Source organism: Kordiimonas sp. UBA4487, assembly GCF_002389025.1.
GTDB lineage: Bacteria > Pseudomonadota > Alphaproteobacteria > Sphingomonadales > Kordiimonadaceae > Kordiimonas > Kordiimonas lacus.
In genome coordinates, this window is the sequence record NZ_DGNR01000012.1 from 194,940 (window position 1) to 219,384 (window position 24,445).

At 57.1% G+C, this 24,445-nt stretch carries 25 protein-coding genes; 10 read left to right on the forward strand and 15 right to left on the reverse strand.

Features of this window, described 5'->3' with window-relative positions; translation table 11 throughout:
* Positions 1-179 precede the first annotated feature (179 nt).
* Positions 180-689, forward strand: a complete 510-nt coding sequence (locus tag B3Z17_RS10355) for a hypothetical protein (protein ID WP_286829735.1) — start codon at positions 180-182, stop codon at positions 687-689.
* Positions 690-915: 226 nt separating this feature from the next.
* Positions 916-1,473 (forward strand): hypothetical protein, encoded by a 558-nt coding sequence (locus tag B3Z17_RS10360; RefSeq protein ID WP_286829736.1) that lies wholly within the window; start codon positions 916-918, stop codon positions 1,471-1,473.
* A gap of 51 nt (positions 1,474-1,524) precedes the next feature.
* Here B3Z17_RS10360 and B3Z17_RS10365 read toward each other — a convergent pair whose 3' ends face one another.
* The 7 genes from B3Z17_RS10365 to B3Z17_RS10395 form a co-directional block, all read right to left on the reverse strand.
* Entirely contained in the window at positions 1,525-1,725 is a 201-nt protein-coding gene (locus tag B3Z17_RS10365; RefSeq protein ID WP_286829737.1) for a hypothetical protein, read from the reverse strand.
* Positions 1,726-1,906: 181 nt separating this feature from the next.
* On the reverse strand, positions 1,907-2,380 hold the full coding sequence (locus B3Z17_RS10370) for a DUF1203 domain-containing protein (RefSeq protein WP_286829738.1): 474 nt from the start codon (positions 2,378-2,380) through the stop codon (positions 1,907-1,909).
* A 92-nt stretch (positions 2,381-2,472) separates the two neighbouring features.
* On the reverse strand, positions 2,473-2,970 hold the full coding sequence (locus B3Z17_RS10375; RefSeq protein WP_286829739.1) for a methylated-DNA--[protein]-cysteine S-methyltransferase: 498 nt from the start codon (positions 2,968-2,970) through the stop codon (positions 2,473-2,475).
* Positions 2,945-3,526, reverse strand: coding sequence for a bifunctional transcriptional activator/DNA repair enzyme AdaA (locus B3Z17_RS10380; RefSeq protein WP_286829740.1), 582 nt, complete (start codon positions 3,524-3,526; stop codon positions 2,945-2,947). Before B3Z17_RS10380 ends, B3Z17_RS10375 begins: the two co-directional genes overlap by 26 nt.
* A 66-nt stretch (positions 3,527-3,592) precedes the next feature.
* Entirely contained in the window at positions 3,593-3,898 is a 306-nt protein-coding gene (locus B3Z17_RS10385; RefSeq protein ID WP_068304297.1) for a hypothetical protein, read from the reverse strand.
* 36 nt (positions 3,899-3,934) lie between these two features.
* Complete coding sequence (locus tag B3Z17_RS10390; RefSeq protein WP_286829741.1) at positions 3,935-4,879, reverse strand: tyrosine recombinase XerC; 945 nt, start codon at positions 4,877-4,879, stop codon at positions 3,935-3,937.
* The gene (locus B3Z17_RS10395; protein ID WP_286829742.1) at positions 4,879-5,568 is read right to left on the reverse strand and encodes a COQ9 family protein; all 690 of its coding nucleotides are present in this window, start codon (positions 5,566-5,568) and stop codon (positions 4,879-4,881) included. Before B3Z17_RS10395 ends, B3Z17_RS10390 begins: the two co-directional genes overlap by 1 nt.
* A 260-nt stretch (positions 5,569-5,828) precedes the next feature.
* On the opposite strand from B3Z17_RS10395, the gene rpsU reads away from it, so the two are divergent.
* Positions 5,829-6,047, forward strand: coding sequence for a 30S ribosomal protein S21 (gene rpsU / locus B3Z17_RS10400; RefSeq protein ID WP_068146241.1), 219 nt, complete (start codon positions 5,829-5,831; stop codon positions 6,045-6,047).
* Between the two features lie 93 nt (positions 6,048-6,140).
* Here the strand turns inward: rpsU and B3Z17_RS10405 are convergent, their stop codons facing one another.
* The 5 genes from B3Z17_RS10405 to B3Z17_RS10425 form a co-directional block, all read right to left on the reverse strand.
* Positions 6,141-6,461 (reverse strand): hypothetical protein, encoded by a 321-nt coding sequence (locus B3Z17_RS10405; protein ID WP_286829743.1) that lies wholly within the window; start codon positions 6,459-6,461, stop codon positions 6,141-6,143.
* A gap of 214 nt (positions 6,462-6,675) precedes the next feature.
* On the reverse strand, positions 6,676-8,187 hold the full coding sequence (locus B3Z17_RS10410) for an aldehyde dehydrogenase family protein (protein WP_068304286.1): 1,512 nt from the start codon (positions 8,185-8,187) through the stop codon (positions 6,676-6,678).
* Positions 8,188-8,211: 24 nt separating this feature from the next.
* A complete protein-coding gene (locus B3Z17_RS10415) occupies positions 8,212-9,882 on the reverse strand; it encodes a thiamine pyrophosphate-binding protein (RefSeq protein ID WP_349680319.1) in 1,671 nt (556 codons plus the stop codon).
* Positions 9,879-11,051 carry a saccharopine dehydrogenase family protein gene (locus B3Z17_RS10420; protein ID WP_286829745.1) on the reverse strand — a complete coding sequence of 391 codons (1,173 nt, stop codon included), beginning with the start codon at positions 11,049-11,051 and terminating at the stop codon, positions 9,879-9,881. Before B3Z17_RS10420 ends, B3Z17_RS10415 begins: the two co-directional genes overlap by 4 nt.
* A 1-nt stretch (position 11,052) precedes the next feature.
* Entirely contained in the window at positions 11,053-12,126 is a 1,074-nt protein-coding gene (locus B3Z17_RS10425; protein WP_286829746.1) for a saccharopine dehydrogenase, read from the reverse strand.
* 200 nt (positions 12,127-12,326) lie between these two features.
* On the opposite strand from B3Z17_RS10425, the gene B3Z17_RS10430 reads away from it, so the two are divergent.
* The 4 genes from B3Z17_RS10430 (at position 12,327) to B3Z17_RS10445 (ending at position 15,875) form a co-directional block, all read left to right on the forward strand.
* The gene (locus B3Z17_RS10430) at positions 12,327-12,752 is read left to right on the forward strand and encodes an Lrp/AsnC family transcriptional regulator (protein ID WP_068304276.1); all 426 of its coding nucleotides are present in this window, start codon (positions 12,327-12,329) and stop codon (positions 12,750-12,752) included.
* 385 nt (positions 12,753-13,137) lie between these two features.
* The gene (locus tag B3Z17_RS10435) at positions 13,138-13,851 is read left to right on the forward strand and encodes a hypothetical protein (RefSeq protein ID WP_286829747.1); all 714 of its coding nucleotides are present in this window, start codon (positions 13,138-13,140) and stop codon (positions 13,849-13,851) included.
* 276 nt (positions 13,852-14,127) lie between these two features.
* A complete protein-coding gene (locus B3Z17_RS10440) occupies positions 14,128-14,841 on the forward strand; it encodes a DUF3667 domain-containing protein (RefSeq protein ID WP_286829748.1) in 714 nt (237 codons plus the stop codon).
* Between the two features lie 110 nt (positions 14,842-14,951).
* Positions 14,952-15,875, forward strand: coding sequence for an MBL fold metallo-hydrolase (locus B3Z17_RS10445; protein ID WP_286829749.1), 924 nt, complete (start codon positions 14,952-14,954; stop codon positions 15,873-15,875).
* A gap of 10 nt (positions 15,876-15,885) precedes the next feature.
* On the opposite strand, the gene B3Z17_RS10450 is transcribed toward B3Z17_RS10445, so the two are convergent.
* The 3 genes from B3Z17_RS10450 to B3Z17_RS10460 form a co-directional block, all read right to left on the reverse strand.
* Complete coding sequence (locus B3Z17_RS10450; protein WP_286829750.1) at positions 15,886-16,650, reverse strand: class I SAM-dependent methyltransferase; 765 nt, start codon at positions 16,648-16,650, stop codon at positions 15,886-15,888.
* A gap of 82 nt (positions 16,651-16,732) precedes the next feature.
* Positions 16,733-18,085, reverse strand: coding sequence for a sensor histidine kinase (locus B3Z17_RS10455; RefSeq protein ID WP_286829751.1), 1,353 nt, complete (start codon positions 18,083-18,085; stop codon positions 16,733-16,735).
* The gene (locus tag B3Z17_RS10460; RefSeq protein WP_286829752.1) at positions 18,075-19,496 is read right to left on the reverse strand and encodes a sigma-54-dependent transcriptional regulator; all 1,422 of its coding nucleotides are present in this window, start codon (positions 19,494-19,496) and stop codon (positions 18,075-18,077) included. The genes B3Z17_RS10455 and B3Z17_RS10460 overlap by 11 nt, the downstream gene beginning before the upstream one ends.
* 218 nt (positions 19,497-19,714) lie before the next feature.
* On the opposite strand from B3Z17_RS10460, the gene B3Z17_RS10465 reads away from it, so the two are divergent.
* The 3 genes from B3Z17_RS10465 (at position 19,715) to B3Z17_RS10475 (ending at position 24,418) form a co-directional block, all read left to right on the forward strand.
* Positions 19,715-21,088, forward strand: coding sequence for an efflux RND transporter periplasmic adaptor subunit (locus B3Z17_RS10465; protein ID WP_082714520.1), 1,374 nt, complete (start codon positions 19,715-19,717; stop codon positions 21,086-21,088).
* Positions 21,089-21,203: 115 nt separating this feature from the next.
* Positions 21,204-21,887 carry an ABC transporter ATP-binding protein gene (locus B3Z17_RS10470; RefSeq protein WP_068304256.1) on the forward strand — a complete coding sequence of 228 codons (684 nt, stop codon included), beginning with the start codon at positions 21,204-21,206 and terminating at the stop codon, positions 21,885-21,887.
* Between the two features lie 41 nt (positions 21,888-21,928).
* Positions 21,929-24,418 (forward strand): ABC transporter permease, encoded by a 2,490-nt coding sequence (locus B3Z17_RS10475; RefSeq protein ID WP_286829753.1) that lies wholly within the window; start codon positions 21,929-21,931, stop codon positions 24,416-24,418.
* The last annotated feature ends 27 nt before the right edge of the window (positions 24,419-24,445 follow it).

The window sequence follows — 24,445 nt, forward strand, 5'->3', positions numbered from 1 at the left end:
TTTTGCCGGGCTTTTTTGTTGTCTGTAAACGATTACTTTAATTGATAAAATTTTAACCAAAGTTTGACCTGCGGGTGTTTTGCGCGCTATTTCATTCACTTCAGACAATTTGAATAAAATTAAAGTCATCAGGCATTTTTGACTTCAGGCATGACCAACTGCACTTGGGGGTCCAGTTCATGCAGACCAAAAAAATAGACTTCAGCAAGCTTAACGCGCTTATCGCCATGTCGAACGACCAGCTCGGGCGCAGCGTTTGGCATTTCCTCAGGGACCAGGGTATCGGGTCCTGCATGATGGTGACTTCTGCCAAGGACGCAGTGGCGCGCATGCAGGCTAACCGCTTCAATCTGTATTTTGTGGATTATGACCTGCCGGAGTTCGGCGGGGTGGATTTTATCAAGTTCCTGCGCCTGTGCGATGGCGATATCGCGCAAGCGTTTGCTGTGATGGTCATCCCGTCGCCCGATAAGGAAAAGGTTATGGCCGCGCGGGACGGCGGCTGCCATGAGATTCTTGGCCTGCCACTGACTGCCAAACTCCTGATGACGCGGATGACTCATATGATCGGCAATCCGAAGCCCTTTATTCGGGCTGCAACCTATATCGGGCCATGCCGTAGGCGCGAGGTCGTGCGCATCTATCACGGTACTGACCGGCGGAATCGCAGCCGTTTAGTGAATGCATAATGAAGAGAAATAGGTTCTACAAGTGTTGAAGAATCGTTGGAATATTGGTTAATTTTCTATTCCAGATATAATGAAGGAAACTTGTAGTTTTCCTTCTATTTATCTTGGCTGCATTATTTTGACTATTTTGAAATATTTTACTATTGCTGTATTCAGGGTAGGGGCGTGCATGGGGATGCAGGCCTGAAAATAAATCACGCTGGGGAGCGTGAGTTCGGGAGGAACTGTGTTGAGGGGTGTTACCGGGGTGGATTACCGGGCCATGAAAGTGCTTGTGGCTCTATCGAATAAACAGTTGGGTGAAACTATTTGGCACTATCTGAAGGATAGTGGTGTCGGGCAGGTGCAGCTTGTCGATACAATGAAGGAAGCCGTGCACCGTATGCAGGCTTTTCAGTTTACTCATTTTTTCCTGGATTTTGACTTTGGCGATCATGGCGGGTCTGACTTCGCCAAGTTCATTCGCATGTGTGATGGCACGGTGTCTGAGGCGCCGATCGTCATGATCATGCCGACGCCGAGCAAGGACAAGGTCTTCACGGCGCGGGATGCTGGCGTGAATGAAATTCTGGGCCTGCCATTGACCGCCAAGCAGATGGATACGCGACTGCAGTATATCAGCGCACAACCAAAGCCGTTCGTGCGCGCCGCAACCTATATCGGACCCTGCCGCAGACGTGAAGTGATGCAGGTGTTTCACGGTAAGGACCGGCGCCGGGAGGCGAAAGGGCCAAACGCTGCGGGACCTCAACCGTATAGTCGCCAGATGGCAAATGCCTACTGACAAACCAAAGCCCTGCATCATGAAAGTTGCAGGGCTTTTTCCTTAACGGGGTTAGTCCTGGCGCTTTTTAGCCTTGGCGCGGCGCCGGTGTTCCTTCAGCGCCAGATAGGCAGCTGCCGGCAGCAACACAAGTGCTGCTTCAGGTTCCGGCACGGTAACCACCGGTCCTTCAAACTGCGCAAGCGCAGAGGTCGACAGGCCGAGTACAGCGGTTACGCCCGCCGTAATCAGATTTTCAATATGCTTTTTCATAGTTCCCCACTTTTCATCAAGTAACAGGCGCCGAATTGGCGCTGGTTTCAATGACACCCCAAGGAACTCTAAGGTAAAATCGACTGATCTACTATCCCTGATAGTGACGCTCGTTGAAAATTGTTGGCGGCAGGTTGCATTGATGTGTGCAAGGGAAGGGATTTTCCATCTGCGAAGGCGCTCAGGCACGCTCCACCCGGCACTGATAGCAGTTATATTGGGATGTGCGGACATGCAGATAGGCGACGTTTGGGTCGTTGAGCATCTCCGTGCACTGTGATTCCAGCTCATCCACGGTCACATGGCGTGCGGCCTGATACTGGATGCGGTTGTCGGTGCCGTAGCCACGCACCATCACGGTGCCCCACCGGCTGAACATGCTTGGAAACCCAGCTGCCTCGTCATGGCGGTCGCATTCACGACCGTGCAGAAAAATCGGCCCCAGCTCTGCATAGGGTTGCAGGTCATGAAATGGGCGGTAGGCCAGAACCAGTTTTTCGGCACCCGCTTCAATGGTTTGGAGGCAATGGCGGCAGGGATTGCCAGGCCCTGTGGAGGCTTCCTTTTCGGGCACGCGGCCATTGGCGTCCACGCCGCCGCGCTGGTAGGCGCGGGCTTTACTGGTTGGCATGGCGATGACTTTGAGGGCTGTCATAACGTGGTTCCTTTCTTGTTTTCGACAATAAGCTGGGGTGCGTGCGGCGCGATGCGCCGCCCGTTAGAAGGCTCAAAGGTTTGGTTAGGTAGTTAGAGGGCCAGCAAGGCGCCCTCATGCTTCAGAAGCCACTCCTTGCGCTCAAGTCCGCCCGCATAGCCGGTGAGCGAGCCGTCGGCGCCGATCACCCTGTGACAGGGGTGTATGAGCGCCACCGGATTGCGGCCATTGGCGCGACCGATGGCCCGGGGGCTGGATTTCAGGTCCTGTGCCATGGCGCCGTAGCTTGTGGTGTTGCCCGCCGGAATATCCCTGAGGGCATCCCATACACGCCGTTCATAGGGTGTGCCCATGGGGTCTGTTTCGAGACCATTAAGCGCATCGCGATTCCCCTTGAAATAGGCCTCAAAGGCGTTGACGATAGTGCTGGGTGCTGCTTCTTCTATCGGCGTCTCACCGGGGAAGAAAGTTTCCAGCTGCCGCGTCACGCGCGCTGCGCGGTCGGCGAATTCGCAGATGACGATGGTTTCGCCCCTGAGCACCAGGGTGATGGGCCCAAGGGGGCTAGGTAGGGTCGCTGTCGTGAGCATTTTTTTCTCTCCATTCACTTGGCGTGATGCCAAATTCGGTCTTGAAGGCGTCGTTGAAGCGCCTCAGGCTGCCGAAGCCGGACGCGTAGGCCACATCGGGAATGCTGGCGTCTGGCTCCTTCAATAGCGTCACCGCAAGGCCCAGCCGGTTTTCCTGCTTTACATCCATCGGGCTTTTACCCAGATGCTGCTTGAACAGCCGTCTCAGGTGCCTGTCAGTCACGCCCAGACGGTCAGCCAGCTCTGCAAGGCTGTCAGGGCCTTCGCCTTGTGCCAGCAGCCTCAGTGCCCGGCTGATGGTGGCCTTGGTGCCCTGCCAAGCGGGGCTGCCGGGGCGGGCTTCCGGCCGGCAGCGTTTGCAGGGCCGGAAGCCGGCCAAGGCGGCTGTGTCACTGTCTGAAAAATACAGGACATTTTCCGGCTTCGGTTTGGGTGCCGGGCAAATGGGCCTGCAGTAGATGCCTGTTGATGTAACGCCGAAAAACAGCTTGCCATCATACCGGGCATCCCGGTTCAGCAGTACGTCATAAAGGATATGTCGGTCTTGTTCTGTCATGAGGACAGTGTAGCGGAAGCCTGGGGTGTTGGCTCGCCATTTTCGGACCTCGAGATAACAGGATAGCTAGACGGCTGAGATCATCTCGCTGGCGGCAAACAACGTTAAAACCATCAGGACAAACGGCAATAGGGCCAGTTTGGGTCGTTCACCGCGGCGCAGCTTGCGGTAAAAATCAAGGCTTGAGCGGGTGCTCAGGATAATGGTTGCGGCACCGCATGCGGTCAGGATGAACATGTAAGTTGCGCCGTCGTTCATGGAGGGCCACAAGCGGAAGGCGGCCAGGACAAGCATCGCACCAAGGATTGCCATGGAGGCATACAGGGCCATCAAAGCCCAGCCACGGAAACGGTCGATATCTTTATCCTGCATAGGTCCCCAAGTGGTTCGAAAACATACTGGCCAGCTCTATCGGCGGCGGAAGGCCTTATCATACACATCCTTGAGGCGGGCGCTATCCACTTCCGTGTAAACTTGCGTTGCCTTCAGGTCTGCGTGGCCCAGAAGTTCCTGAATTGTGCGCAGGTCACCGCCGCGAGACAGAAGGTGTGTTGCGAAACTGTGCCTGAGCGCATGCGGCGTCGCGCTTTCCGGCAGCCCAAGGGCGATACGCACCTTCTGCATGGCCGCCTGGATGGTGCGTGGGCTCAGGCGTTTGCCGCGCTTGCCAACAAACAGCGGGCCGTCTGCTGTGATGGCAAAAGGGCATTCAGCCTTATAGGCCGCGATCGCTTCCCTGACAGCAGGCAGCACCGGCACGATGCGTTCCTTATTGCGCTTGCCGATCACCCGCATGGTGTCGCCAGACGGGATATCGTCACCGTTCAGCGACAGCGCTTCCGCGATACGGAGGCCGCAGCCATACAGAAGCGCCACCACGGCCGTGTTGCGGGCGGCAATCCAGACCTCCTCTTCAAACTCGCCCACCGTTTCCATCACTGACTTCGCGGCTTCTTCGGTCAGCGGGCGGGGAACGCGGTGCGGCAGCTTGGGCCCCTGCACAGCCTTGATGGCATCATTTTCAATGCCTTCAGTGCGCGCCAGGAAACGGTAGAAATTGCGGATGCTCGACAGCGACCGGGCCACAGAGCGGGCCGACAGGTTGTCGCCGCGCAAGGACGCCAGAAAGGCGCGGAAGTCACGCACCTCAAGTCCGGCCAGCGTGCGTATGCCCACGCCGCCGCCTTTATAGTCCGCGAGGAAACTGATGAAATCGCCAAAGTCGCTGCCGTATGCGGTCAGCGTGTGGGGTGAAACCCGTTTTTCAGAGGTGAGATATTCAAGCCAGCGGTTCACCAGAACAGCGGCTTCGTCTGTGAGGCCTGCAAGCTCGGTTGTGTCCGTGCCCGCCATCAGGCCCCCGGATAGCGCAGGCGTCCAAGGAAGCTGCTGAGGGTTGGGGCGTTTTCGCAGGCCTTGCGCATCTGGAACTTGGCTTTTTCAATGGCCATGACATTCTCGATACGGCGATCAAGGAAAGCCCAGGTGTCCTCGCATCCTTCCGACTCGTCGTTCAGCCAGTAAAGCAGTACTGAGCTATAGACCGCTGAAAGCGTCGCACGCTTGGTATACCAGTTATGGTCTGTGCTGGTATCACCTGCCGCACGCCACATAACGTCCGCAGTGCGCCAAAGCGCCTTGCTGCCCAGCGCCATATGTTGGGGCAGGGCCAGTACCGCCAGGCCGCGCTTGATGACTTCACGCTCGCTCATGTTAAGTTCCAGCCGTGTACGGATGGCTGTGGTGATGCGGTCGCGAATTTTCATGGAAGCGAGGTCACGTTCCTTGAGCGCGGCTGCCAGCACGCGGTCGGCGTCTTCAAGGTGCAATTCAAGTGCCTCAATGGCACCGCGCGGGAAGGCAAGCTCAGCCATCTCAGGGCTTACGCCCACGTCGGCTGCTGCGTTGGCCAGCGCCTTTTCCGTCCAGCCGTCAAATGCCACATGGTCAGTCATCGCCTCCATCAGGGGAAGGCGGAGTTCCTCAGGCGTGTGGTCATCTGTCTGCTTCTTGGCCATGATCCGTCTCGTGCGTCGCGTCATTTATCCTTGCCCGTTTTCTACCACGGAATGCCGGGGCAGGCGAGGGACATAGTGCCGCAATTTTGCCTTTGGCGCCCAAGTTTGCTATAGTCCACCCATGTACTGACCTTTTGACGGGCTCTAAGCCAGCGCCCGCAAAGGCTTCTGTTGTGGAAATAACTTGTGTGGAACCCAGGGTTTTGCTATATCACGCGCGCCCTGCGGTGTGACCCCGATGTCCCACACCGTAAATTATGGCTATAGAAAGGAAGGTGTAACCCATGGAGGTTACCGTTCGGGATAATAATGTGGACCAGGCTCTGCGTGCTCTGAAGAAAAAACTTCAGCGCGAAGGTGTCTACCGCGAAATGAAAATGCGTCGGTTCTACGAAAAGCCATCTGAGAAGAAGGCCCGTGAACAGGCTGCTGCCGTTCGCCGTGCTCGTAAACTTGAGCGCAAGCGCCTTGAGCGTGACGGTCTGGTAATGAAGCACCGCTAAGCTTTAGCGGGGTTTTCAGACCCACAAAGATCAAACCTCTTAGAGCCTATGCTTTAAGAGGTTTTTCTTTTGCCATTTTGTGGGTGGTGGCGCTTAGCTGTGCGCATCCTCATTGGCCGCTGCAATGGCCTCAGGCGAGGGCAGGGCCAGCAGGGTTCTGGGCTCATGAATGTCGCGGCGCACTGTCAGATAAAATTTATTATAGGGGCTGCGCGCGATACGAAGCGCCTCCCGCTTGTCACCACTTTTTACGTAATAGACAAACCGACCGCAGCGGATGCCGTCGATGGCATCATCAAGGGGAATCGGCAACAGATTGTCGCCATAGCTGCGCACATACAGGTGCGTGATGGCTTCATAAGGGTTTGCGCCGTCGATTTTTCCGACAGCGTCGACATCATATTCGCTCGCCATGCCAGGCCTCTCATAGCAGGGTCAATAAATTACCAGGTGCCTGATGGTACTCAGAACAAGCCTGAAGGCCGGTAGTATAGTGCGCAGACGTTTCTGGCTGGTTACGAACTGGCGGGCATTTGTCTAAAATTGCGCCATAGATAAAAGAAGGGCGACCCCACCAGAACCGGGGCCGCCCTTATCAGTCTCTGTGCGTTTTATAGTTGGTTATTCTTTAGTCCAGATCGAACTTGATGCCTTGTGCCAGGGGCAGCTCGCGGCTGTAGTTCACTGTGGACGTCTGGCGACGCATGTAAGCGCGCCACGCGTCGGAACCGCTTTCGCGCCCGCCGCCGGTTTCTTTTTCACCGCCGAATGCACCACCGATTTCAGCACCGGAGGTGCCGATGTTGACGTTGGCGATACCGGTGTCGGAGCCGCTGTGGCAGATGAAGGATTCGGCTTCACGCACGTCCGTGGTGAAGATGGCGCCCGACAGGCCTTGTGGCACGCCGTTATGCATGGCCATGGCTTCGTCGAAGCTCTTGTACTTCACGATATAGAGGATCGGCGCGAAGGTTTCTTCGCACATGCTGGCGCTTTGCTCAGGCATTTCAACGATAGCTGGCTTCACATAGTAAGCGTCGCTGTATTCGTCTGCCAGCGCACGGCCGCCACCAAATACCTGGCCGCCTTCGCCGCGGGCTGCTTCAAGGGCGCGCTCCATGGCATCAAAAGAGGCTTTGTCGATTAGTGGGCCAACAAGCGTACCAGCCTTGAGCGGGTCGCCAATGCGGATGCCCTCATAGGCTTTCTTCAGGCGAGGCACCAGATTGTCATACACGTCTTCGTGCACGATCAGGCGGCGCGTGGAGGTGCAGCGCTGGCCGGCAGTGCCGACAGAACCGAACACGATGCCCGGGATCGCCATATCCAGATCAGCAGATGGCGTCACGATAATGGCGTTGTTGCCGCCCAGTTCCAGGATCGACTTGCCGAAGCGCTCAGCCACGCGTGGGCCAACTTCGCGGCCCATACGGGTGGAACCGGTGGCAGAGATCAGCGGCACGCGGGTGTCGTCCACCAGCTGCTCGCCGATGTCTTTCATGCCGATGATTACGGAAGACAGGCCTTCAGGCGCGTCGTCGCCGAATTTCTCAACAGCGCGTTCGAAGATTTTCTGACAGGCAAGGGCCGTCATTGGGGTCTTTTCAGACGGCTTCCAGATGCATGGGTCACCGCACGCGATGGCAAGCGCTGTGTTCCAAGACCAAACAGCAACCGGGAAGTTGAAGGCGGAGATGATGCCAACAGGGCCCAGGGGCTGCCAGTATTCACGCATATGGTGGCCAGGGCGCTCGCTTGCAATGGTCAGGCCGTGTACCTGACGGGAAATGCCAACTGCGAAATCGCAGATGTCGATCATTTCCTGAACTTCGCCTTTGCCTTCTTCAAAGATCTTGCCGCATTCAGCGGTTACAAGCGCGCCCAGGGCGTCCTTGTATTTGCGCAGCTCTTCGCCCAGCAGGCGAACCAGCTCGCCGCGACGTGGAGCTGGCACAGCGCGCCACTTTTTGAAAGCTTCAGCAGCTGCTGCGATTTTCGCATCAACTGTTTCCTTGGTGTCCATGGTGACACGGCCCATCAGGCCGCCGTCGATTGGGGAGAAAACGTCAAGATCGCCGTTTTCAAATTCTGCTGGATTGATATCCAGATCCTTCAGGATGTCAGCAACACGTGCCTGCATCGGTACTCTCCTTGGCGTAAATAACTATTTTTGTCTCAGACCCGAAAGCGTGGCCGTGGGGCCGATGGCTTCTGGGTCTATGGTGATTTCAATCAGCGCTGGCTTGCCCGATTTGCGGGCGGCGTCCAGTGCCGGGGCGAATGCGTCTGTGGTGTCCACGCGGGACGCATGAAGGCCGAAGCTTTCGGCCATCGCCACAAAGTCCGGATTCGTCAGCTCAGTGCCTGAAACCCGGTATGGATAATCGCGTTCCTGGTGCATGCGGATGGTGCCGAACATGCTGTTGTTGAACACGAGGAAAATGACATTGGCGCTATAGCGCGCGGCGGTCGCCAGCTCCATGGCGCTCATCATGAAGCAACCGTCGCCTGCGCAGGCGATCACGGTCTTTTCAGGATGTACGATCTTGGCAGCGATGGCTGCTGGTACGCCGTACCCCATGGCGCCTGACGTGGGCGCAAGCTGGGTTGGGAAGGCACGGTAGCGGTAAAACCTGTGCAGCCAGGCGGCATAGTTGCCGGCGCCGTTACAGAAGATGCTGTCTTCCGGCAGCACCTCGCGCATGTGCTCATACAGTTTCGCAACCTGAACGTTACCCGGGTTCTCGTTGGGTGTGGTCCAGGCTTCGAAGTCCGCGCGGGCCTCTGCAGTTTGGCCCGTCCACTTGTCGCTTCCCGCCAGCTCCATGTCTTTCAGGAGCGGCGCAATGGTTTGCGGTGTGGCATTGATGGCCAGGTCCGGCTGGTACACGCGGCCCAGTTCCTCGGCCCCCTGGTGCATATGGATCAGGGTTTGGCTTGGCACAGGAACTGACAGGCGCTCATAGCCGCCGGTTGTCATCTCGCCAAGGCGTGGGCCCAGCACGAGGATCACATCGGCGTCCTGCATGCGTTTCACCAGCTTCGGGTTCGCACCAATGCCCATGTCGCCGATATAATTCGGGTGGTTATTGTTGAACCGGTCCTGGCAACGGAAAGAGACGCTGATGCCCAGGTTGTTCTTTTCAGCGAAGGCCTGCATGTCAGCGACAGACTGGTTATCCCAGCCGCTGCCGCCCAGCATGACGAACGGGCGCTCGGCCCCTTCCAGAAGCTTTTTCAGCTCTGCCATGTCGGCAGTGCCTGGGTGCGCCAGCGCGGGCTTGTAGGGCACGCATTCCTGTGCGTCACACAGTTCGCGCAGCATGTCTTCCGGCAGCGCCAGCGCCACAGGGCCAGGGCGGCCTGATGTGGCTACACGGAAGGCGCGACCGACATATTCGGCCATGCGCGACGGGTCGTTGATCTCGGCCGTCCATTTGGTAACTTCCGAAAGGAAGCGGCGATAGTCGATTTCCTGGAAGGCTTCGCGCTCCACCTGGTCGGCAGCCACCTGGCCGATGAACATGATCATCGGGGTGCTGTCCTGGAAGGCGGTATGGAGGCCGATGGTGGCGTGGGTTGCCCCCGGGCCACGGGTGACGAAACAGATACCCGGCTTGCCGGTCATCTTGCCGTAGGCTTCCGCCATGTTGGCCGCACCCGCTTCGTGGCGCGTGGTGATGAACTTCAGCTTCTCTTCCGCACCGTGGAAGGCGTCAAGGGCGGCCAGATAGCTTTCGCCCGGCACGCCAAAGGCGGTATCCGCTCCGTTTGCGATCAATGCGTCGATCAGCGCCTGGCCACCAGTGATCTGCTTATTCGGCATAGTCGTCATTCCTGGATCTCGACATTTTCAGCACGCAGTGTAACGCCTGCATCCCGCAAGCCGCGTAGCCAGATTTTGGCTTCTTCCGCGTCGGTCAGCGCCGCGTGGACGCCAGGTTCAAATGCCCCGCGCAAGGTGGCCTTGACTGCCTGCGCGACCGTCAGTGAAACGGTGCGTGCCATTGCGGTCTGCCACCCGCTGCCCACTTCGTCAAGGGCCAGCGAACCGGACCAGACAATATTGCCTTCTGTGTCGCGGGCGGTAAGGGCCAGGAACATGACAACGCGGTCTTCTTCGCCGTCGCTGTAGCCATACTCCCGCCAGAGCTTTTCGGACAGCGCCTTCAGGCTATCGGCATCGGATGTCTCGACCTGGGTGAAGATGTGGGCCCAGGCTTTTTTCCAGCCCGCTTGCCTAATTGTGCCGCGAACGAATGTCTTCAGATTTGTCTCTGCATCCAGGCCATATTCCTTCACGTAAGGCAGGCTGTTGCGGTTCGGGTATATCTCGAATTTTTCACCGTGGATATCCAGCTCCGACACAGCATGCCAGACTTTCTCAACCAGCTTTTCCTCGCCGTCTTCAATGCAGCGCGCCGGGTTTGTGAGCGCCTTCAATACGCCAAAGGGCGTCCAGGAGAACTTATAGGTGAAGTCTGTTTTTGCGGCGGGGATGCCACCACAGTGAGAGACGAAGTCGATTTCGTATCCCTTGTCAAGGACGCCAGCCTCGCGTGCAGCATTTACAAGGATATGGGCGAACAAATGGTCAATGCCCGGGTCCAGCCCAACTTCATTGACAAACGACAGGCCGTGGCGTTTCGCAGCGGAATCCAGTGCCGCCATCGCTTCATCTACATAGCTGGAGGTCACAAGGTGAGCCTCGGTTTCCAGCGCGATATCGGCCATGACGATATGCAATGTTGCTGGCAGCATGGAGACGATTACATCGCCTTTGTTCACATGGTTCTTGAAATTTTCAACCGACCCACGGTCGCCCAGATCAAGCGTGCTGAAATCGAAGCTTTTGCCTTCAGGCATTTGGGCCTGCAGCATTTTGGCGCGCTCATCCGACATATCCCAAAGAATGACGCCGTCAAGCTCAGATGCCAGGGCAATAAGGCCGGGACCGGATGCGAGGCCCGCGCCGATCCAGTGAATGTGTTTATGTGCTGTCACGTTAGGAAGCCTTTTTTTTAATCATCGCGTCGCAGGCGCTCTGGAAGGCCGCGTCGCAGTTCCGCCATACTTCATTCTGGTCGCGCTCGGGCAGGGCCTTCAGGTAAGGCAGCAGCAGCCCGGCGAACTCCATGCTTGCCTCTGTTGGCAAGAGGGACGGCAGGTTGTCAATGGCGATCAGGTCCACGCCGTTCACCTTGATGGCGGGGGCAGCCCAGCTTGTGGGCTCGCTATAAAGCGGCAGTGGGTTGAAGTCGCTGAACGGGTCGCAGGACACGTCTGAGATCACGCTCAGGCGGTGATCGCCTTTCAGGTGGTCTTTGGTCAGGAACGCTGGAATTTGGTGGGCTACGAACGCGCAGTTGATCAGGATGTCATGATCCAGGATCGTGTCGCGGTCGAGGTTTGTGGTCTCCTTGCGGCCCCATTTGGTGACCTTCACGCCGTGGCGTTCCAGGATTTCAGTCGCACCCTTGCCGCTGCGGCCACCTGCGCCGATCACCAGCGCAGTTGGCATCGTGCCGCCCGAGGCGCTTTGGCGGATCAGGTTGTCGAGCGCGTCTGCACTTTCAAAGGGCGTCAGGCCCTTGGCAATATTGGACGCCCGCCCAGCCTGTTTGTCATGCCATTCCAGCAGCGCCAGTGCGGCACCCATATAGCCGGCCCAATAGCCGAAGGCGACAACGCGTTTGCCGTCATTCTTGGTCATATATTCGATATCAAGCAGCGATCCATGACCGTTCAGAAAGCGTGTCAACAGCGCCTGCCAGCCGGATTGTTCCTTGTAGGCATGGGCGAAATAAATGTGGGTGTGCGCCAAAACGTCAGGCGTTTTCGGCAGCTCCTTGAGGCCCAGGATCACGGCGTCCTTAGGCGCCTTTTCCCACGCGCCGGGCTCGGCCATGGTACATCCCGCAGCCTCATAGGCAGCGTTATCGATGATGCGTTTTTCGGATTTCTCAACGACAACTTTAAAGCCGACGTCGATCAGTTCCCTTGCCCCCTCAGGCAACAGCGGTGTGCGCCGCTCGGTCGTACGGGCTTCTTCGCGAAGCCACAAAATTTGTTTTCCCATTCCGCCACTCATTTACTGGTTATGGTCTCCCTTTTGACAAGTCTATGCGTGAAAGTGATGGCTAGAAATACCAATACGGTATATACTTTCCGTTAAATTGACGGAAATTTTCAATTTCTTCCGTTAAATCGCCGATTTGCTGGTTTGGACAGGACACATGTCACTCGGTTCCATGCGGGGTCGAAATAAGGGCTGAAGAAATGGATGCAACAGACGAAAAACTGCTGAAGCTTTTAACTGCTGATAGTCGCGAAGGAACATCCTCATTGGCGCGCAAACTGGGACTGTCGCGCTCTACCGTTCAGGACCGTATCAACAAGCTGATCGACCGCAAGATCATCGCCGGCTTCACGGTGAAAACCCACCCGGATTATGAAGGCAAGTTGATCTCTGCGCATGTGCTGCTGTCGATTGACCAGAAATATGCCCAGCAGGCTATCGGGCTGATGAAAACGCGGGCACAGATCAAGACGCTTTATGTGGTCTCCGGCGCCTATGACTTGATCGCCATCGTCAAGGCGCCGACGATGGAAGAGATTGACCAGACCCTGGATTTCATCCTGGCAATCAACGGCGTGAACAAGACCAACACGTCACTGGTGCTGTCGGCAAAAAAAGAAAGCTGACAAGGGTCCGGAATCAGCAGGTGTTGGAGGCGTTTCAGGGGTTTATTGATTTTGGCATCGGGCTGTGCCAAATTGACACAGTTGGGGCAGGAGGCGGCGCATGAAGCCGCTTGCATGAATGAAAACTGGGGGGGTGACGTTGAAGAAAATTATCATTGTGCGTGCGTCGCCTGATTGGGGTGGATTGAGCGCCAAATTGCAGCAGCAGGGTCGACTGGCACCTTCTGACTACCTACCCACCCCCTTGCCTGCGGGTTTCCCCCCAAATGTGCCCGATATTCTGGATCTGTGGAACAGCTCTCTGGCGAGGGATTTTTTCAGTGTCCGCGCCGCCGTGGGGGCAATTGCGCAAAAGACATGGCAAAAAACCGGGGCAGACTACATTATGTCGGTGCCTGACTTCATACAGTGGGCCGCTACCCATCCGGATGAAGCTGTTTGTCTATTCCCAACCGACGATGATGATTTTTTTGCCCCTCATCTGTTCGAGGGCCTGGCGGTAGCCGACCGCCCCTATATTCGGCGGTTTCCTTCGCCTATTTATGTGGACATGCTGTTCAATCGCCCGCTCGACAGCCGGTTCCCGCGGTTGATGCCACGGCTGAGGCGGCTTTATGGCCGGTATCCCCGCAAGCTAGCGCTGTTCGCGCCGCTGGTACGGCCCGGCCCCGATATTGACGGCCTCCAGACCTTGGCTTGCGATTATTTTTGCCAGACTAACAATTATGCCTTGATGGGGCGCGGCAGTGACTGGGGGTCGAAGATGCACGAGGTCGCCGACCATATTGATGTATCGCGGGTGCTGGACCGATTCAAATATCGCTGGGACGATGGGCCTGCGAAACAGATTGCTCTGACGAACAAGCACCCCTGTTCCATCTCGCGCCTGATGATCATGCTTCGCGAGGGCTTTAAAGGCGCCACGCTTCGGAGAGGGCTTGAAGAGTATGTTCGGTCGTTTGACCACCTGACATTGCCAGCAGACATGGCCTGGATGCAGACACCGCTTTTCCAGCTGCGGGATTTGTTCGCCAACCTGCTGGATGCGAAATCGGCAGAAGTTTATGCAGAGACGCGTCGGTACAATGCTGGACTGTAAACACTCAGGTCTCAATCAAACGCGTAGATCTGGTAATGGTGGCTTAAGGCGCAGGTCTGACCACGGCACCAAGCTTGCTCCGGAACACTCAAGCTGAAGAAACAATATTGAACGCAAGCTCGCGGGTGGTAATCTACCCTGCAGGCCTAATGAAACGCGGGGGAGGCGGTTCTGAAACAGGCTTATTGTAAAAGCTGTGGAGCGGTCCTTTCAGGGCAGTTTTGCAGCACTTGCGGGGAACGCCAGCTGGACGAAAGCCAGCGCAGGCTCAGCCTCTTGTTCGGGCAGCTTCTCGAAGAAGTTTCATCGCTAGACAGCAAGCTGTTTCGCAGTTTTCGGGCGTTCCTGTTTTCGCCGGGCCTGCTTGCGTATGAGCACTGGCGGGGGGCACGAAAGCCCTACCTGAAACCAGTGACCCTGTTCCTGATCGTCAACGTTATCTATTTTCTGGTATCGCCAATCACCGATTTTGCCTTGCCGCTGAATAATCAGGCCATTCAGCCATACGGGGCATGGGTAACAAAGGTGATTGACGGCTATGTCGCCTCAAGTGGTGAAAGCTTCGATCAGGTCGCTGCCCGGTACGATGCGTTGACGCAGGTCGTTGCCAAATCCATCGTGATTGTCAGCGTGCCCTTTCTGGTGCCGTTTGTGTGGATATGTAGCCCGTTTCGGCGGTTCTACTTGCTTGATCACACTGTATTCGCCCTGCATCACTATGCCTTTGTCTTGATCTGGCCTGTGGCGGCATCGGGCATCGGCTACAGCCTGCATGCCCTTGGGCTTGAGGCTTTCCTGCCTGGCTGGACCAATGCTGCCTTGTTGTTCCTGCCGCTTTATGCATATGGCGTTGTTGGTGTGAAGCGCGCTTACGGGGGTGGCTGGATTGGCGCGCTTCTGAAAGGCATTGTGTTATTTGTCGGCGTTGCGGTGTCGCATTTTATATACAGGCTGATCCAGTTCTGGGTGGTCTGGTGGCAGGTTACATAGGAACACAAGCCTCTCACCCAAGCGTGAAGATCAGTGAATGGCGGCCAGTAGGGCACAGTGTTAGAGAAACGACTGGACATAAAAATCACTAACGGAATACGCTCGCATCAATGACCGGAAAACGCTCTTTCATTCCAAGCCCTCAGGTGGCACTCAAGCTTCGGGAACAGGCATCATATGGCGTGCCGCATGCGGTTGCGCCGGGCGTGACCATGGTGCTGGCGGACAATCCGAAAGATTACACGGGCCCAGGTACCAATACCTATATCGTGGGGGACGACCGTGTCTGGATCATTGATCCGGGACCGGACGACGTGGACCATGTTCGCGCTGTATTGAAGGCCGTGGGTAAGCGCCAGGTGGCGGGCATTTTTGTTACCCACACGCATCAGGATCATAGCCCGGCTGCAAACCATCTGGCGCGCATTTCGGGCGCCAGGACTTACGGCTTCGGCGCGTTGCCGAAAGACATATTGGGCTTCACGGACGAAGCCGTGGATGCTGAGTTTATTCCCGATGTGACGCTGGCGTGTGGCGGCGTGGTGGGAGACGACGACTGGCAGATCATGGCCATTCACACGCCGGGACATTTCCCCAATCACCTGTGTTATGCGCTGCCGCACAAAGGCATGCTGTTTTCAGGCGATCACGTGATGGGTTGGTCCACGACTGTGGTGGTGCCGCCCCTGGGGAACCTTTCGGAATATATGGAAAGCCTGGACAAGCTTGAGGCTGGTGGTGCCCGCCTGATGCTGCCAAGCCATGGCCCTGTGGTGGAGGACGCGCCGGCGCGCATTCGGGAAATCCGCGAACACAGGATTGAGCGCCACGAGCAGGTGGCGGCCTGCCTCAGCCGGGGTATCCGCTCTCCTGCCGCAATTGTGGGTGAGATTTATGAAGGCCTGACGCCGGGCCTGATGGACGCAGCGGAAGGCTGTGTGCGCGCACACTTGGAACTGATGGTGCGTGACGGCGAAAAGCTGCTTTCCGAAGCGCGTGAGGGTACGGCTTATCAGGCAATTCACCCGGCCTGATCGGGGCTGGTTATTTCGTGAATTTGAAGATGAAGCGGTTGGTCCGCCCATAGCGCGCCGGGTCATAGGGTGAGCTGAGCGGGTTGTCTTCAGGGTTCGCCAGCAGGTCGCTTTTTGCCGCAAAAATGAAGCCCGCCGCTTCAAGTTGCCCGCGCACCATTTGGGGGTCGACGCGGTGGTATTGGTTGATGTCTTCAGCCGTACTGCGCGGCTTGCCAACATGATCGATAACCAGGAGCGTGCCGCCGGGCTTCAGAGCCTTGTGGAAGGACGCCAGGATCGCGGGAATGTCTTCAGCTTCCTTGCGCGCAGCATGCTTGAACCAATAGTCATGGTAGGCAAGGGCGATCATCAGCATGTCAACGCTGGCTTCCGGCAGGTCTACTTCCTCGCGGCCATTATGGATTGGGGTGACGTTCAGAAGCGGGCCACGATAGCGGCGCTCTGCCGCGTCCTTGACGAAGCTCCAGTTCACAGCGCCATTATGAGCGTAAACTCGGCCGTCCGGGCCTACCACGCGCGCCATAATTTCGGTGTAGTATCCGCTACCGGAGTTCACATCCAGCACATGCATGCCCGGCTCCAGCCCCGCGAACAACAGAACGTCCAGGGGGCGCCGGAAGGGATCGACGGCCTTGTCGTCTTCCGGGCGTGCGGGATGAACCAGCGCGCGCCGGATGGTGTAGCCCGAATGGTCGGATTGCGCTGAAAGAGGTATGGGGACTGTGATCAGGACCGCACAGCCAACTAGCATCAGGGCAAGCTTTTTCAACATACTTAAACACCCACATCTTTCTCGCCCCACGGGCAGCAGCCTACACGGGCTGCCGCCGTTTGTGCAACAGATACGGCGTCCCCTAGAATGTCAGGGTGAAGCGGGCGCCGCCGCCCTCGCGCTCGTCCAGGCTGACGGACCCGCCGTGGGCGATCATTACCTGGCGCGTCAGCGCAAGCCCAACCCCACTGCCTTCCCGCTTGGTGGTGAAGAATGGCACGAAGATCTTCTTGGCGATATCCGCGGGTACCCCCGGGCCATTATCTGACAGTTCAATCACAATATGACCGCGCCTGTTCAGCCGGGCTGACATCCACACCGTAGCGTCTTCCAAGCCTGCCAGCGCCTGCTCGGCATTCTGCAGCATGTTGATCAGAATCTGTTCGATCATGTCGCGGTCGGCGGTGACATCCAGCTGGGAGGGTTCGACCTCCGTGATGATTTTCAGGCCTTTTTCCTCCCAGGCCTGGGTCGATAGGCTGCAGACGTCCCTGAACAGCGCATCGATGCGGATCAGTGATTTTTCGGGCGGGGGCAGGCGTGTCAAACGCCGGTAGGAGGAAACGAATTGCATCAGCGCGTCTGATCTGCGCGCAACGGTATTGACCGCATCGCGTACGTCGCCCAGTTCATCTACCACATCCGGGTTGTCGGTTACCTTACCGGCCGCGTCCTCCACCAGGTCCACGGCGGTTTTGGCAAGGCTGGCGACCGGAGTGATGGAGTTCATGATCTCGTGCGTCAGCACCCGCACCAGGTCTTGCCAGGCCTGCAGTTGGGCCGTGTCCAGTTCGCTCTGAATGTCCTGCAGGCTGACAAGTTTTTCCGCCCGTCCGCGCACGATGATCTGGGTGGCGGCGACCGCCAGCTTCTGTTCGGTGCCGTCTGCCTTGAAACAGGTCAGGCGGCGCTGCCCCGCGCCCAGCTCGACGATTTCCTTCTCGAATTCGTCGCCGAACTGACGAAGGTCCGCGATTTTGCTTACGTGGGTGCTGCCCAAAAGGCGCCTGGCGGCATTGTTCCAGATGGTCACCACCCCGTCGCCATGCAATGACAGCAGCGGTACCGGTACGTGTTCCACCAGCGCCTTCAGGTGCCTCAGCTCCTCTTCCTGGCCTGCCCGCACCGCCTGAAAGCGGCCCAGGATGTCGGTGAAGGTGTCACCCAGTTCGCCGAAGCCTGCGCCAAGGCCGTGCAGGTTGAAGCGCTGGCTGAAGTCAGCATAGCGGGCGGCTTCCAGAAATCGGCTGATTTCAGCGTTCGTTTTGGAAACGAAACGGAAAACTTCATAGGTCAGGAAGGCGACGATCAGCGCCGCCAAAAGGGTGGCAGCATGAAAACCGGGCATGGTGATCAGGTACGTGAGCAGGATCAGCATCAGCATGATCAGGACCAGCCGACCTGCCAGCAGCAGGCTGAATTTCTTAAAGCCCATGCTTTTCCATCCTTCTGTAGAGCGCCGCGCGGGTCAGGCCCAGGTCCTTGGCTGCGTGGCTGATGTTATAGCGGTGGATTTTCAGGGCTTGCGCAATGGCGTTGCGCTCAAGCCGCTCCAGGTTCAGGTCGTCTGCTGATTCCGCAGGTTCTGCGCTTGGCGCTGGGGCTGTGCTGCGTTCCGCCACTGCCCCCGGTTGGTTGGGCTGGGCTTCAAACTGGAAGTCATTACCGGTAAAGGCATCTGCTTCGCTCAGGATCACAGCGCGCTCAAGCGCGTGCCTGAGCGCCCGCACGTTGCCGGGCCAGCTGTAGGCCTTGATGGCTGCCATGGCGTCATCGGTGAATGTTTTTTCCGCCCTTCCGTATTTGCGGCAGTAAAGCCCGGCGTAATATTGGGCTATTTCCGGGATGTCCTCCGGCCGGTCTCTAAGCGGCGGCAGGTGGATTTCCACCGTGTTCAGGCGAAAGAGCAAATCCTGCCGGAACACCTCTTCACTGCGCAACTTATCAGGGGCCACATTGGTCGCGGCAATGACCCGTACGTTGATCGGCACCCGTTTGTCCGACCCCACTGGCGTGACATAGCGCTGCTCGAGCACCGTCAGCAGTTTGGCCTGAAGGTGAAGGGGCAGGTTGCCGATTTCGTCCAGGAACAGGGTACCCCCTTCGGCGGCCTGCAGCCGTCCGATACGGTCATCGCGGGCGTCCGTGAAGGCGCCTTTCTTGTGGCCGAACAGCTCGCTTTCAAACAAGCTTTCCGTTACCGCACCCAAATCTACAGACATGAAAACCTGGTCTGCCCTGTTTGACTGGCGGTGCAGCTCGCGCGCCACCAGTTCCTTACCGGTTCCATTTTCGCCCAGGATCAACACGTTGGCATCCGTGGGCGCGGCGCGTTCAATCATGGACAGAACATCGCGCATGGGTTTGCTGTCACCCAGGATGGGTTGTTTGGGTTCGCTGACGGCTTTGGCCAGCGTGCGGTTGGTTTTCTTGAGGGCGTCAGCTTCCGAGCGGCTTTGCCTGAGCTTGACGCTGGCCGACAGGGTGGCGACCATCTTTTCATTCTGCCAGGGCTTGGCGACAAAATCGGTGGCGCCCTGTTTCATGGCTTCAACGGCCACACCGACACCACCATGGGCTGTGATCATCACCACCACGGCCTGTGGGTCAATCTCCAGGATTTTCTTGAGCCAGACAAATCCCTGCGCGCCTGACGATTCCCCTGGCCCGAAATTCATATCCAGCAGAATGGCATCGAAACTGTCGCTTGCCAGCAAATCCGGGATGCACTCGGGGTTATTACAGGTCTCCACCGAAGCATAGTGGCGCTTCAGCAACAATTTGCCTGCAACCAGAATGTCTTCGTCGTCATCGACGATCAGGATTTTCCCTTGTTTTTCACTCATATAACCTCGCCTTGCTCTCTCCGGTCTTTGTTCGGAACCGTACACATAGTGTTCGAATTCGTACAGTCAAAAGTGTTCGAAAGTGAACAGTTTCATTCTGCTTTGGCAGAAAACGGCGGCTTTCCGCGTCTGGCACAATGCTTGCGCATAAGTCATGCCAGAAAGGCGCGAGGCCTTCGAACCGGGCACGACAGCCAACGGGTAGATGGAATAAAAAAATGGGTACAGTGACAGACATGGAACAAAAAAAAGAAACCGCTAAAACCATCTCCATGCAGGGGGGATCAACATCAGGAACACGGGGAGCATCCGGCGCTGTATCTGGTTCCGGCATGGACCGCCGCGTTGAAAAGAAGAAAACACCCTGGAAAACGGTGGGCATCGCCGCTGGCGCGCTTGCCGTTATTGCCATTCTGGGCTCCATGGTGATGGACGCTTCGGGCGGTCGCAGCTTCCGGGTGGATCAGGACCGCATTGTGGTCTCCACCGTCAGCACCGGCACCTTTGAGGATTTCATTCCCGTGCGTGGCCGTGTGACACCGCTCAAGACCGTCTTCCTGGACGCCATCGAAGGCGGCCGGGTTGAGCGCGTTCTGGTGGAAGACGGGGCGATGCTGAAGGCAGGCGACATGATTGTTGAGCTGTCAAACACTGGCCTGCAGCTGGACGTGACGCGCAATGAAGCACTGGTGACAGAGCAGCTTAACAACATGCGCACAATCGAGCTGCAGTTGGAGCAGAATCGCCTGGATCATAAGCGCAATATCGTTGAAATGAATTACCAGATCAAACGGCTTGAGCGCCAAGTGGAGCGTGAGCGCGAGTTGATCAAGACCAACGCCATTTCCCAGGCCCAACTGGACCAGACGGAAGATGAGCTTGAATACTATAGGAACCGCCTTGCGATCACGCTTGAGAGCCAGAAGACAGACGCCCAGATGCAGGAAACCCAGTTGGCCTTCCTGAAGGAAAGTGGGGAGCAGCTTGAGGTTAGCCTGAAGCTGGCCCGCAAGAACCTGGACGCCCTGAATGTGCGCGCGCCGGTTGACGGCAAGCTTTCCGGCTTTAACGTTGAGATTGGCCAGAGCATCAACCGTGGTGGCCGTCTGGGCCAGATCGATGACCCGAACCGCTACAAGCTGACCGCCTACATCGATGAGTTCTACCTGGGCCGCGTGGATCTGGGGCAGGAAGCGACGTATGAGCGCGGCAGCGACAGTCACAAAATGACCATCGCCAAGATTTACCCGCAGGTCCAGAACGGCCAGTTCGAGGTGGATTTTGTATTCGAGGGCGAAGAACAGCCTGACGGCATCCGCCGCGGCCAGACCCTGCAGACCAAACTGACATTGGGCGACGCAACCGACGCCATTCTGATCCCGAACGGTGCCTTCTTCCAGGACACGGGCGGCAACTGGGTGTTCGTGGTGTCGCCGGACGGCAGCCAGGCGATCAAGCGCACTGTGCGTTTGGGGCGCCGCAACAGCCGCTTCATCGAGGTTCTCGAGGGCCTTGAGGTTGGCGAAAGGGTTGTCACCTCACCTTATACCAGCTTTGTGGATATGGACCGCCTGAAGCTGTCTGGCGAATAAGCCAGCAGGCGAATAAGCCAAAAAAGAACCAGGTCCGAGTTACGACAGTTGAGGAAACGCCCACACATAAGCCTGAAAACAGGCAGGGCGGAAGCAAACGAGGAAAGGATATATAATGCTCAAGCTTCACAATCTTTCTAAGGTTTACCGTACAGACGAGGTGGAAACCGTGGCGCTGAACAGCGTCAATGTGGAAATCGCGTCCGGCGAGTTTGTCGCCATCATGGGCCCGTCGGGCTGCGGTAAATCCACGCTTCTGAACATCATCGGCATGCTCGATAGCCCGTCTTCAGGCGACTATATTTTCATGGAAGAAAATGTGGCCGGCTATAACGAGGCCAAGCTTTCGAACATCCGCAAGCAGAACATCGGCTTCATCTTCCAGAGCTTCAACCTGATCGACGAACTGACAGTTGAAGAGAATATCGAACTTGCGCTTCTCTATCACAACATCCCGGCCTCCGAACGCCGCGAGCGCGTGGCGCACGTGATGGACAAGGTAGGCATCGCACACCGCGCCAAACATATGCCAAGCCAGCTTTCCGGCGGTCAGCAACAGCGTGTTGCCGTGGCCCGTGCGGTTGTGGGTGACCAGGCGATGATCCTTGCGGACGAGCCGACCGGTAACCTTGACAGTGCACACGGTCAGGAAGTCATGGAAATGCTGCAGCAGCTGAATGAAGAAGGCACCACGATTGTGATGGTAACGCACAGCCCGGCCCATGCCGACTATGCCCGCCGCACCATCAACCTGTTTGACGGTCATGTGGTTACTGAGAACTTGCGCGCTGCTGAATAATAACAATAAGAAAAACAAAAAACGACAGCGGGAGAAAAACAATGTTTCAGAACTATATCAGTGTCGCGCTCAGGAACCTGATCAAACACAAGCTATATAGCGCCATCAACATCGTCGGCCTTGCCGTCGGGTTGGCGGCCTGTGTGATGATCATGCTTTTTGTCCGGGATGAACTGTCCTATGACAAACAGTGGGCGAACGCGGACAAGCTACACCGCCTGCATGTGACCTTTGCGGTTCCAGGCCGCGAGCCATTCGTGACCGTTTCGGCACAGGGCCCCACGAAGGCTGCCCTTCAGAATTTCTTCCCGGAAGAAATTGAACGGGTAACGCGCTTCAACGGCATGAATCCTGTTTTGCGCTATGGTGACGCGGTCTTCTCTGAGAGCATCATGTGGACGGACTCGGAAACCGTGGACATGTTTGATTTCAATGTCGTCGCAGGTGATCTGCGCGCGGCCCTGAATGACAACGCAAGCCTCGCGATCAACCAGTCATTCGCCAAAAAGCATTTCGGCGACACCGACCCGATCGGCCAGGTCATTACCATCAATAATTATGACCTTGAGCGCGACTACCGCATCGCCGCCGTTTTTGAAGACCTGCCGCATAATACGGTGCTGGACTTCCAGGCAATGGCAATGATCGACGAGCAGGATTTCGTCAATCAGGGCTGGGAGTTCGCCCAGTGGTTCAGCGTGAACAACTATGTTTATTTCCAGCTGAAGGATGGTGCCTCGATCGACACGATCAACAGCCGCCTTGACGATTTTGCCAATGCCAACATTAGCATCCCGGGCCAGTTCACGGGCGGCCGCGAAGTGCAGGCATCTGACTTCATCGAATATACGTCGCAACCAATGCCGGAAATCCAGTTGGATCCCCGCGCACCATCTGGCGGCGAGATGAAGGCCACGGGCAGTATGACAACGGTGCTGACCTTCACGGCCATTGCGGGCCTGATCCTGTTGATCGCCTGCATCAACTTCATGAACCTGGCAACGGCGAAATCCACGCAGCGGGCGCGTGAAGTGGCAATCCGCAAGGTCATGGGCGCCCGCCGGGGGCAGCTGATCACACAGTTCCTGGGCGAATCCATTCTTCTGGCTTTGATCGGTCTCACACTGGGTGTTGTCCTGGTTGAGCTGTTCCTGCCGTCCTTCGGTGAGTTCCTCGGCAAGGAACTGGTGTTCGACTATGCCGATGGCGTGACCCTGAGCATTCTGGTTGGCCTTGTTGTGGCCGTTGGGGTGCTGGGCGGTGTCTATCCGGCGCTTATCCTTTCGGGCTTCCTGCCATCGAGGGTTCTGAAGGCGAACAAGTCGGCTGAAACAAGTGGGTCGGCGGCGCTGCGCAACGTACTGGTGATCTTGCAGTTCACCATTTCGATTGCGCTCATCGTTGCCACCAGTGTTGTTTACGGCCAGAAATTCTACGCCACCAACATGGACCCGGGCTTCAACAAGGATAACCTGATGGTTATCAACAACGTTGGGCGCGCGGGTGCTGTGGACAAGCAGCAAGCCTTCAAGGAAGAGGTCTTGCGCCTGCCGGGTGTTGTTGGGGCATCCTATTCAAGTGACGCGCCTGCAAGCGGCAATGAAAGCAACAGGTCGGTTGAAATTCCGGGCAGTGAAGCCGGCTCGATTTTGATCGGCACTCAAAGCATCGACTATGAGTTCCTGGACACCTACCAGATTCCGCTTGTAGCAGGCCGTAACTATAGCCGGGATTTCGCAACCGACATCCTGCCGAAGGGCCAGAACAATGTTGATGGTGAAATCCAGAACGGGGCGATCATTGTCAATGAAGGGGCTCTGCGCCGCTTCGGTTTCGGTACGCCTGAACAGTCCGTTGGCAAGGTGATCCAGATTGGTATCAGCGATGAAAATCTGGCACAGCTGGAGATCATTGGCGTTATCCCTGATACGCACTTCCAGTCGCTCAGAAGCGTGATGCGCCCGGAAATGTATTTCCTGGAGCCTGACCAGTATCGCAGCCTAACCATTCGCTTCCAGGGCAATGGCTCCGAGCTCGCAAGCCGGATTGAAGGCGTCTGGAAATCCATGGTGACGACTGTGCCATTCGACTATCAGTATGTCGATGAGCGCATGGCACGGGAGTTCACGGAAGAAGCCAACCAGTCGGTCCTTCTGGGTATCTTCTCGGCCCTTGCTGTGATCGTCGCCTGTCTTGGCCTCTATGGGCTTGCGTCCTTCACGGCGGAACGTCGCACCAAGGAAATCGGCATCCGCAAGGTGTTGGGGGCCAGCGTGTTTGACATCATTCGCCTGCTGATCTGGCAGTTTTCCAAACCGGTGCTTGTTGCCAACCTGATTGCCTGGCCGCTGGCGGTCTGGGGCATGATGTCCTGGCTGGAGAATTTCCCGTACCGGCTGGATACCTGGATATTGCTGCCGCTTTGCCTATTCGCCGGCTTCATCGCGCTGATGATTGCCTGGGGCACCGTGGGCGGCAACGCGGCCAAAGTGGCGCGCTCCAACCCGATCAAGGCGCTTCGCTACGAGTAGAGCATACGATCAAGACAAGGGGGCGGG

What these genes read in the sequence shown, in the direction of transcription:
- B3Z17_RS10355 (WP_286829735.1), top strand. Translation starts at nt 180, where the DNA reads ATGCAGACCAAAAAAATAGACTTCAGCAAGCTTAACGCGCTTATCGCC.
- B3Z17_RS10365 (WP_286829737.1), bottom strand. Translation starts at nt 1,725, where the DNA reads ATGAAAAAGCATATTGAAAATCTGATTACGGCGGGCGTAACCGCTGTA.
- B3Z17_RS10370 (WP_286829738.1), bottom strand. Translation starts at nt 2,380, where the DNA reads ATGACAGCCCTCAAAGTCATCGCCATGCCAACCAGTAAAGCCCGCGCC.
- B3Z17_RS10375 (WP_286829739.1), bottom strand. Translation starts at nt 2,970, where the DNA reads ATGCTCACGACAGCGACCCTACCTAGCCCCCTTGGGCCCATCACCCTG.
- B3Z17_RS10380 (WP_286829740.1), bottom strand. Translation starts at nt 3,526, where the DNA reads ATGACAGAACAAGACCGACATATCCTTTATGACGTACTGCTGAACCGG.
- B3Z17_RS10385 (WP_068304297.1), bottom strand. Translation starts at nt 3,898, where the DNA reads ATGCAGGATAAAGATATCGACCGTTTCCGTGGCTGGGCTTTGATGGCC.
- B3Z17_RS10390 (WP_286829741.1), bottom strand. Translation starts at nt 4,879, where the DNA reads ATGGCGGGCACGGACACAACCGAGCTTGCAGGCCTCACAGACGAAGCC.
- B3Z17_RS10395 (WP_286829742.1), bottom strand. Translation starts at nt 5,568, where the DNA reads ATGACGCGACGCACGAGACGGATCATGGCCAAGAAGCAGACAGATGAC.
- rpsU (WP_068146241.1), top strand. Translation starts at nt 5,829, where the DNA reads ATGGAGGTTACCGTTCGGGATAATAATGTGGACCAGGCTCTGCGTGCT.
- B3Z17_RS10405 (WP_286829743.1), bottom strand. Translation starts at nt 6,461, where the DNA reads ATGGCGAGCGAATATGATGTCGACGCTGTCGGAAAAATCGACGGCGCA.
- B3Z17_RS10410 (WP_068304286.1), bottom strand. Translation starts at nt 8,187, where the DNA reads ATGCAGGCACGTGTTGCTGACATCCTGAAGGATCTGGATATCAATCCA.
- B3Z17_RS10415 (WP_349680319.1), bottom strand. Translation starts at nt 9,882, where the DNA reads ATGACGACTATGCCGAATAAGCAGATCACTGGTGGCCAGGCGCTGATC.
- B3Z17_RS10425 (WP_286829746.1), bottom strand. Translation starts at nt 12,126, where the DNA reads ATGGGAAAACAAATTTTGTGGCTTCGCGAAGAAGCCCGTACGACCGAG.
- B3Z17_RS10430 (WP_068304276.1), top strand. Translation starts at nt 12,327, where the DNA reads ATGGATGCAACAGACGAAAAACTGCTGAAGCTTTTAACTGCTGATAGT.
- B3Z17_RS10435 (WP_286829747.1), top strand. Translation starts at nt 13,138, where the DNA reads ATGTCGGTGCCTGACTTCATACAGTGGGCCGCTACCCATCCGGATGAA.
- B3Z17_RS10445 (WP_286829749.1), top strand. Translation starts at nt 14,952, where the DNA reads ATGACCGGAAAACGCTCTTTCATTCCAAGCCCTCAGGTGGCACTCAAG.
- B3Z17_RS10450 (WP_286829750.1), bottom strand. Translation starts at nt 16,650, where the DNA reads ATGTTGAAAAAGCTTGCCCTGATGCTAGTTGGCTGTGCGGTCCTGATC.
- B3Z17_RS10455 (WP_286829751.1), bottom strand. Translation starts at nt 18,085, where the DNA reads ATGGGCTTTAAGAAATTCAGCCTGCTGCTGGCAGGTCGGCTGGTCCTG.
- B3Z17_RS10460 (WP_286829752.1), bottom strand. Translation starts at nt 19,496, where the DNA reads ATGAGTGAAAAACAAGGGAAAATCCTGATCGTCGATGACGACGAAGAC.
- B3Z17_RS10465 (WP_082714520.1), top strand. Translation starts at nt 19,715, where the DNA reads ATGGGTACAGTGACAGACATGGAACAAAAAAAAGAAACCGCTAAAACC.
- B3Z17_RS10470 (WP_068304256.1), top strand. Translation starts at nt 21,204, where the DNA reads ATGCTCAAGCTTCACAATCTTTCTAAGGTTTACCGTACAGACGAGGTG.
- B3Z17_RS10475 (WP_286829753.1), top strand. Translation starts at nt 21,929, where the DNA reads ATGTTTCAGAACTATATCAGTGTCGCGCTCAGGAACCTGATCAAACAC.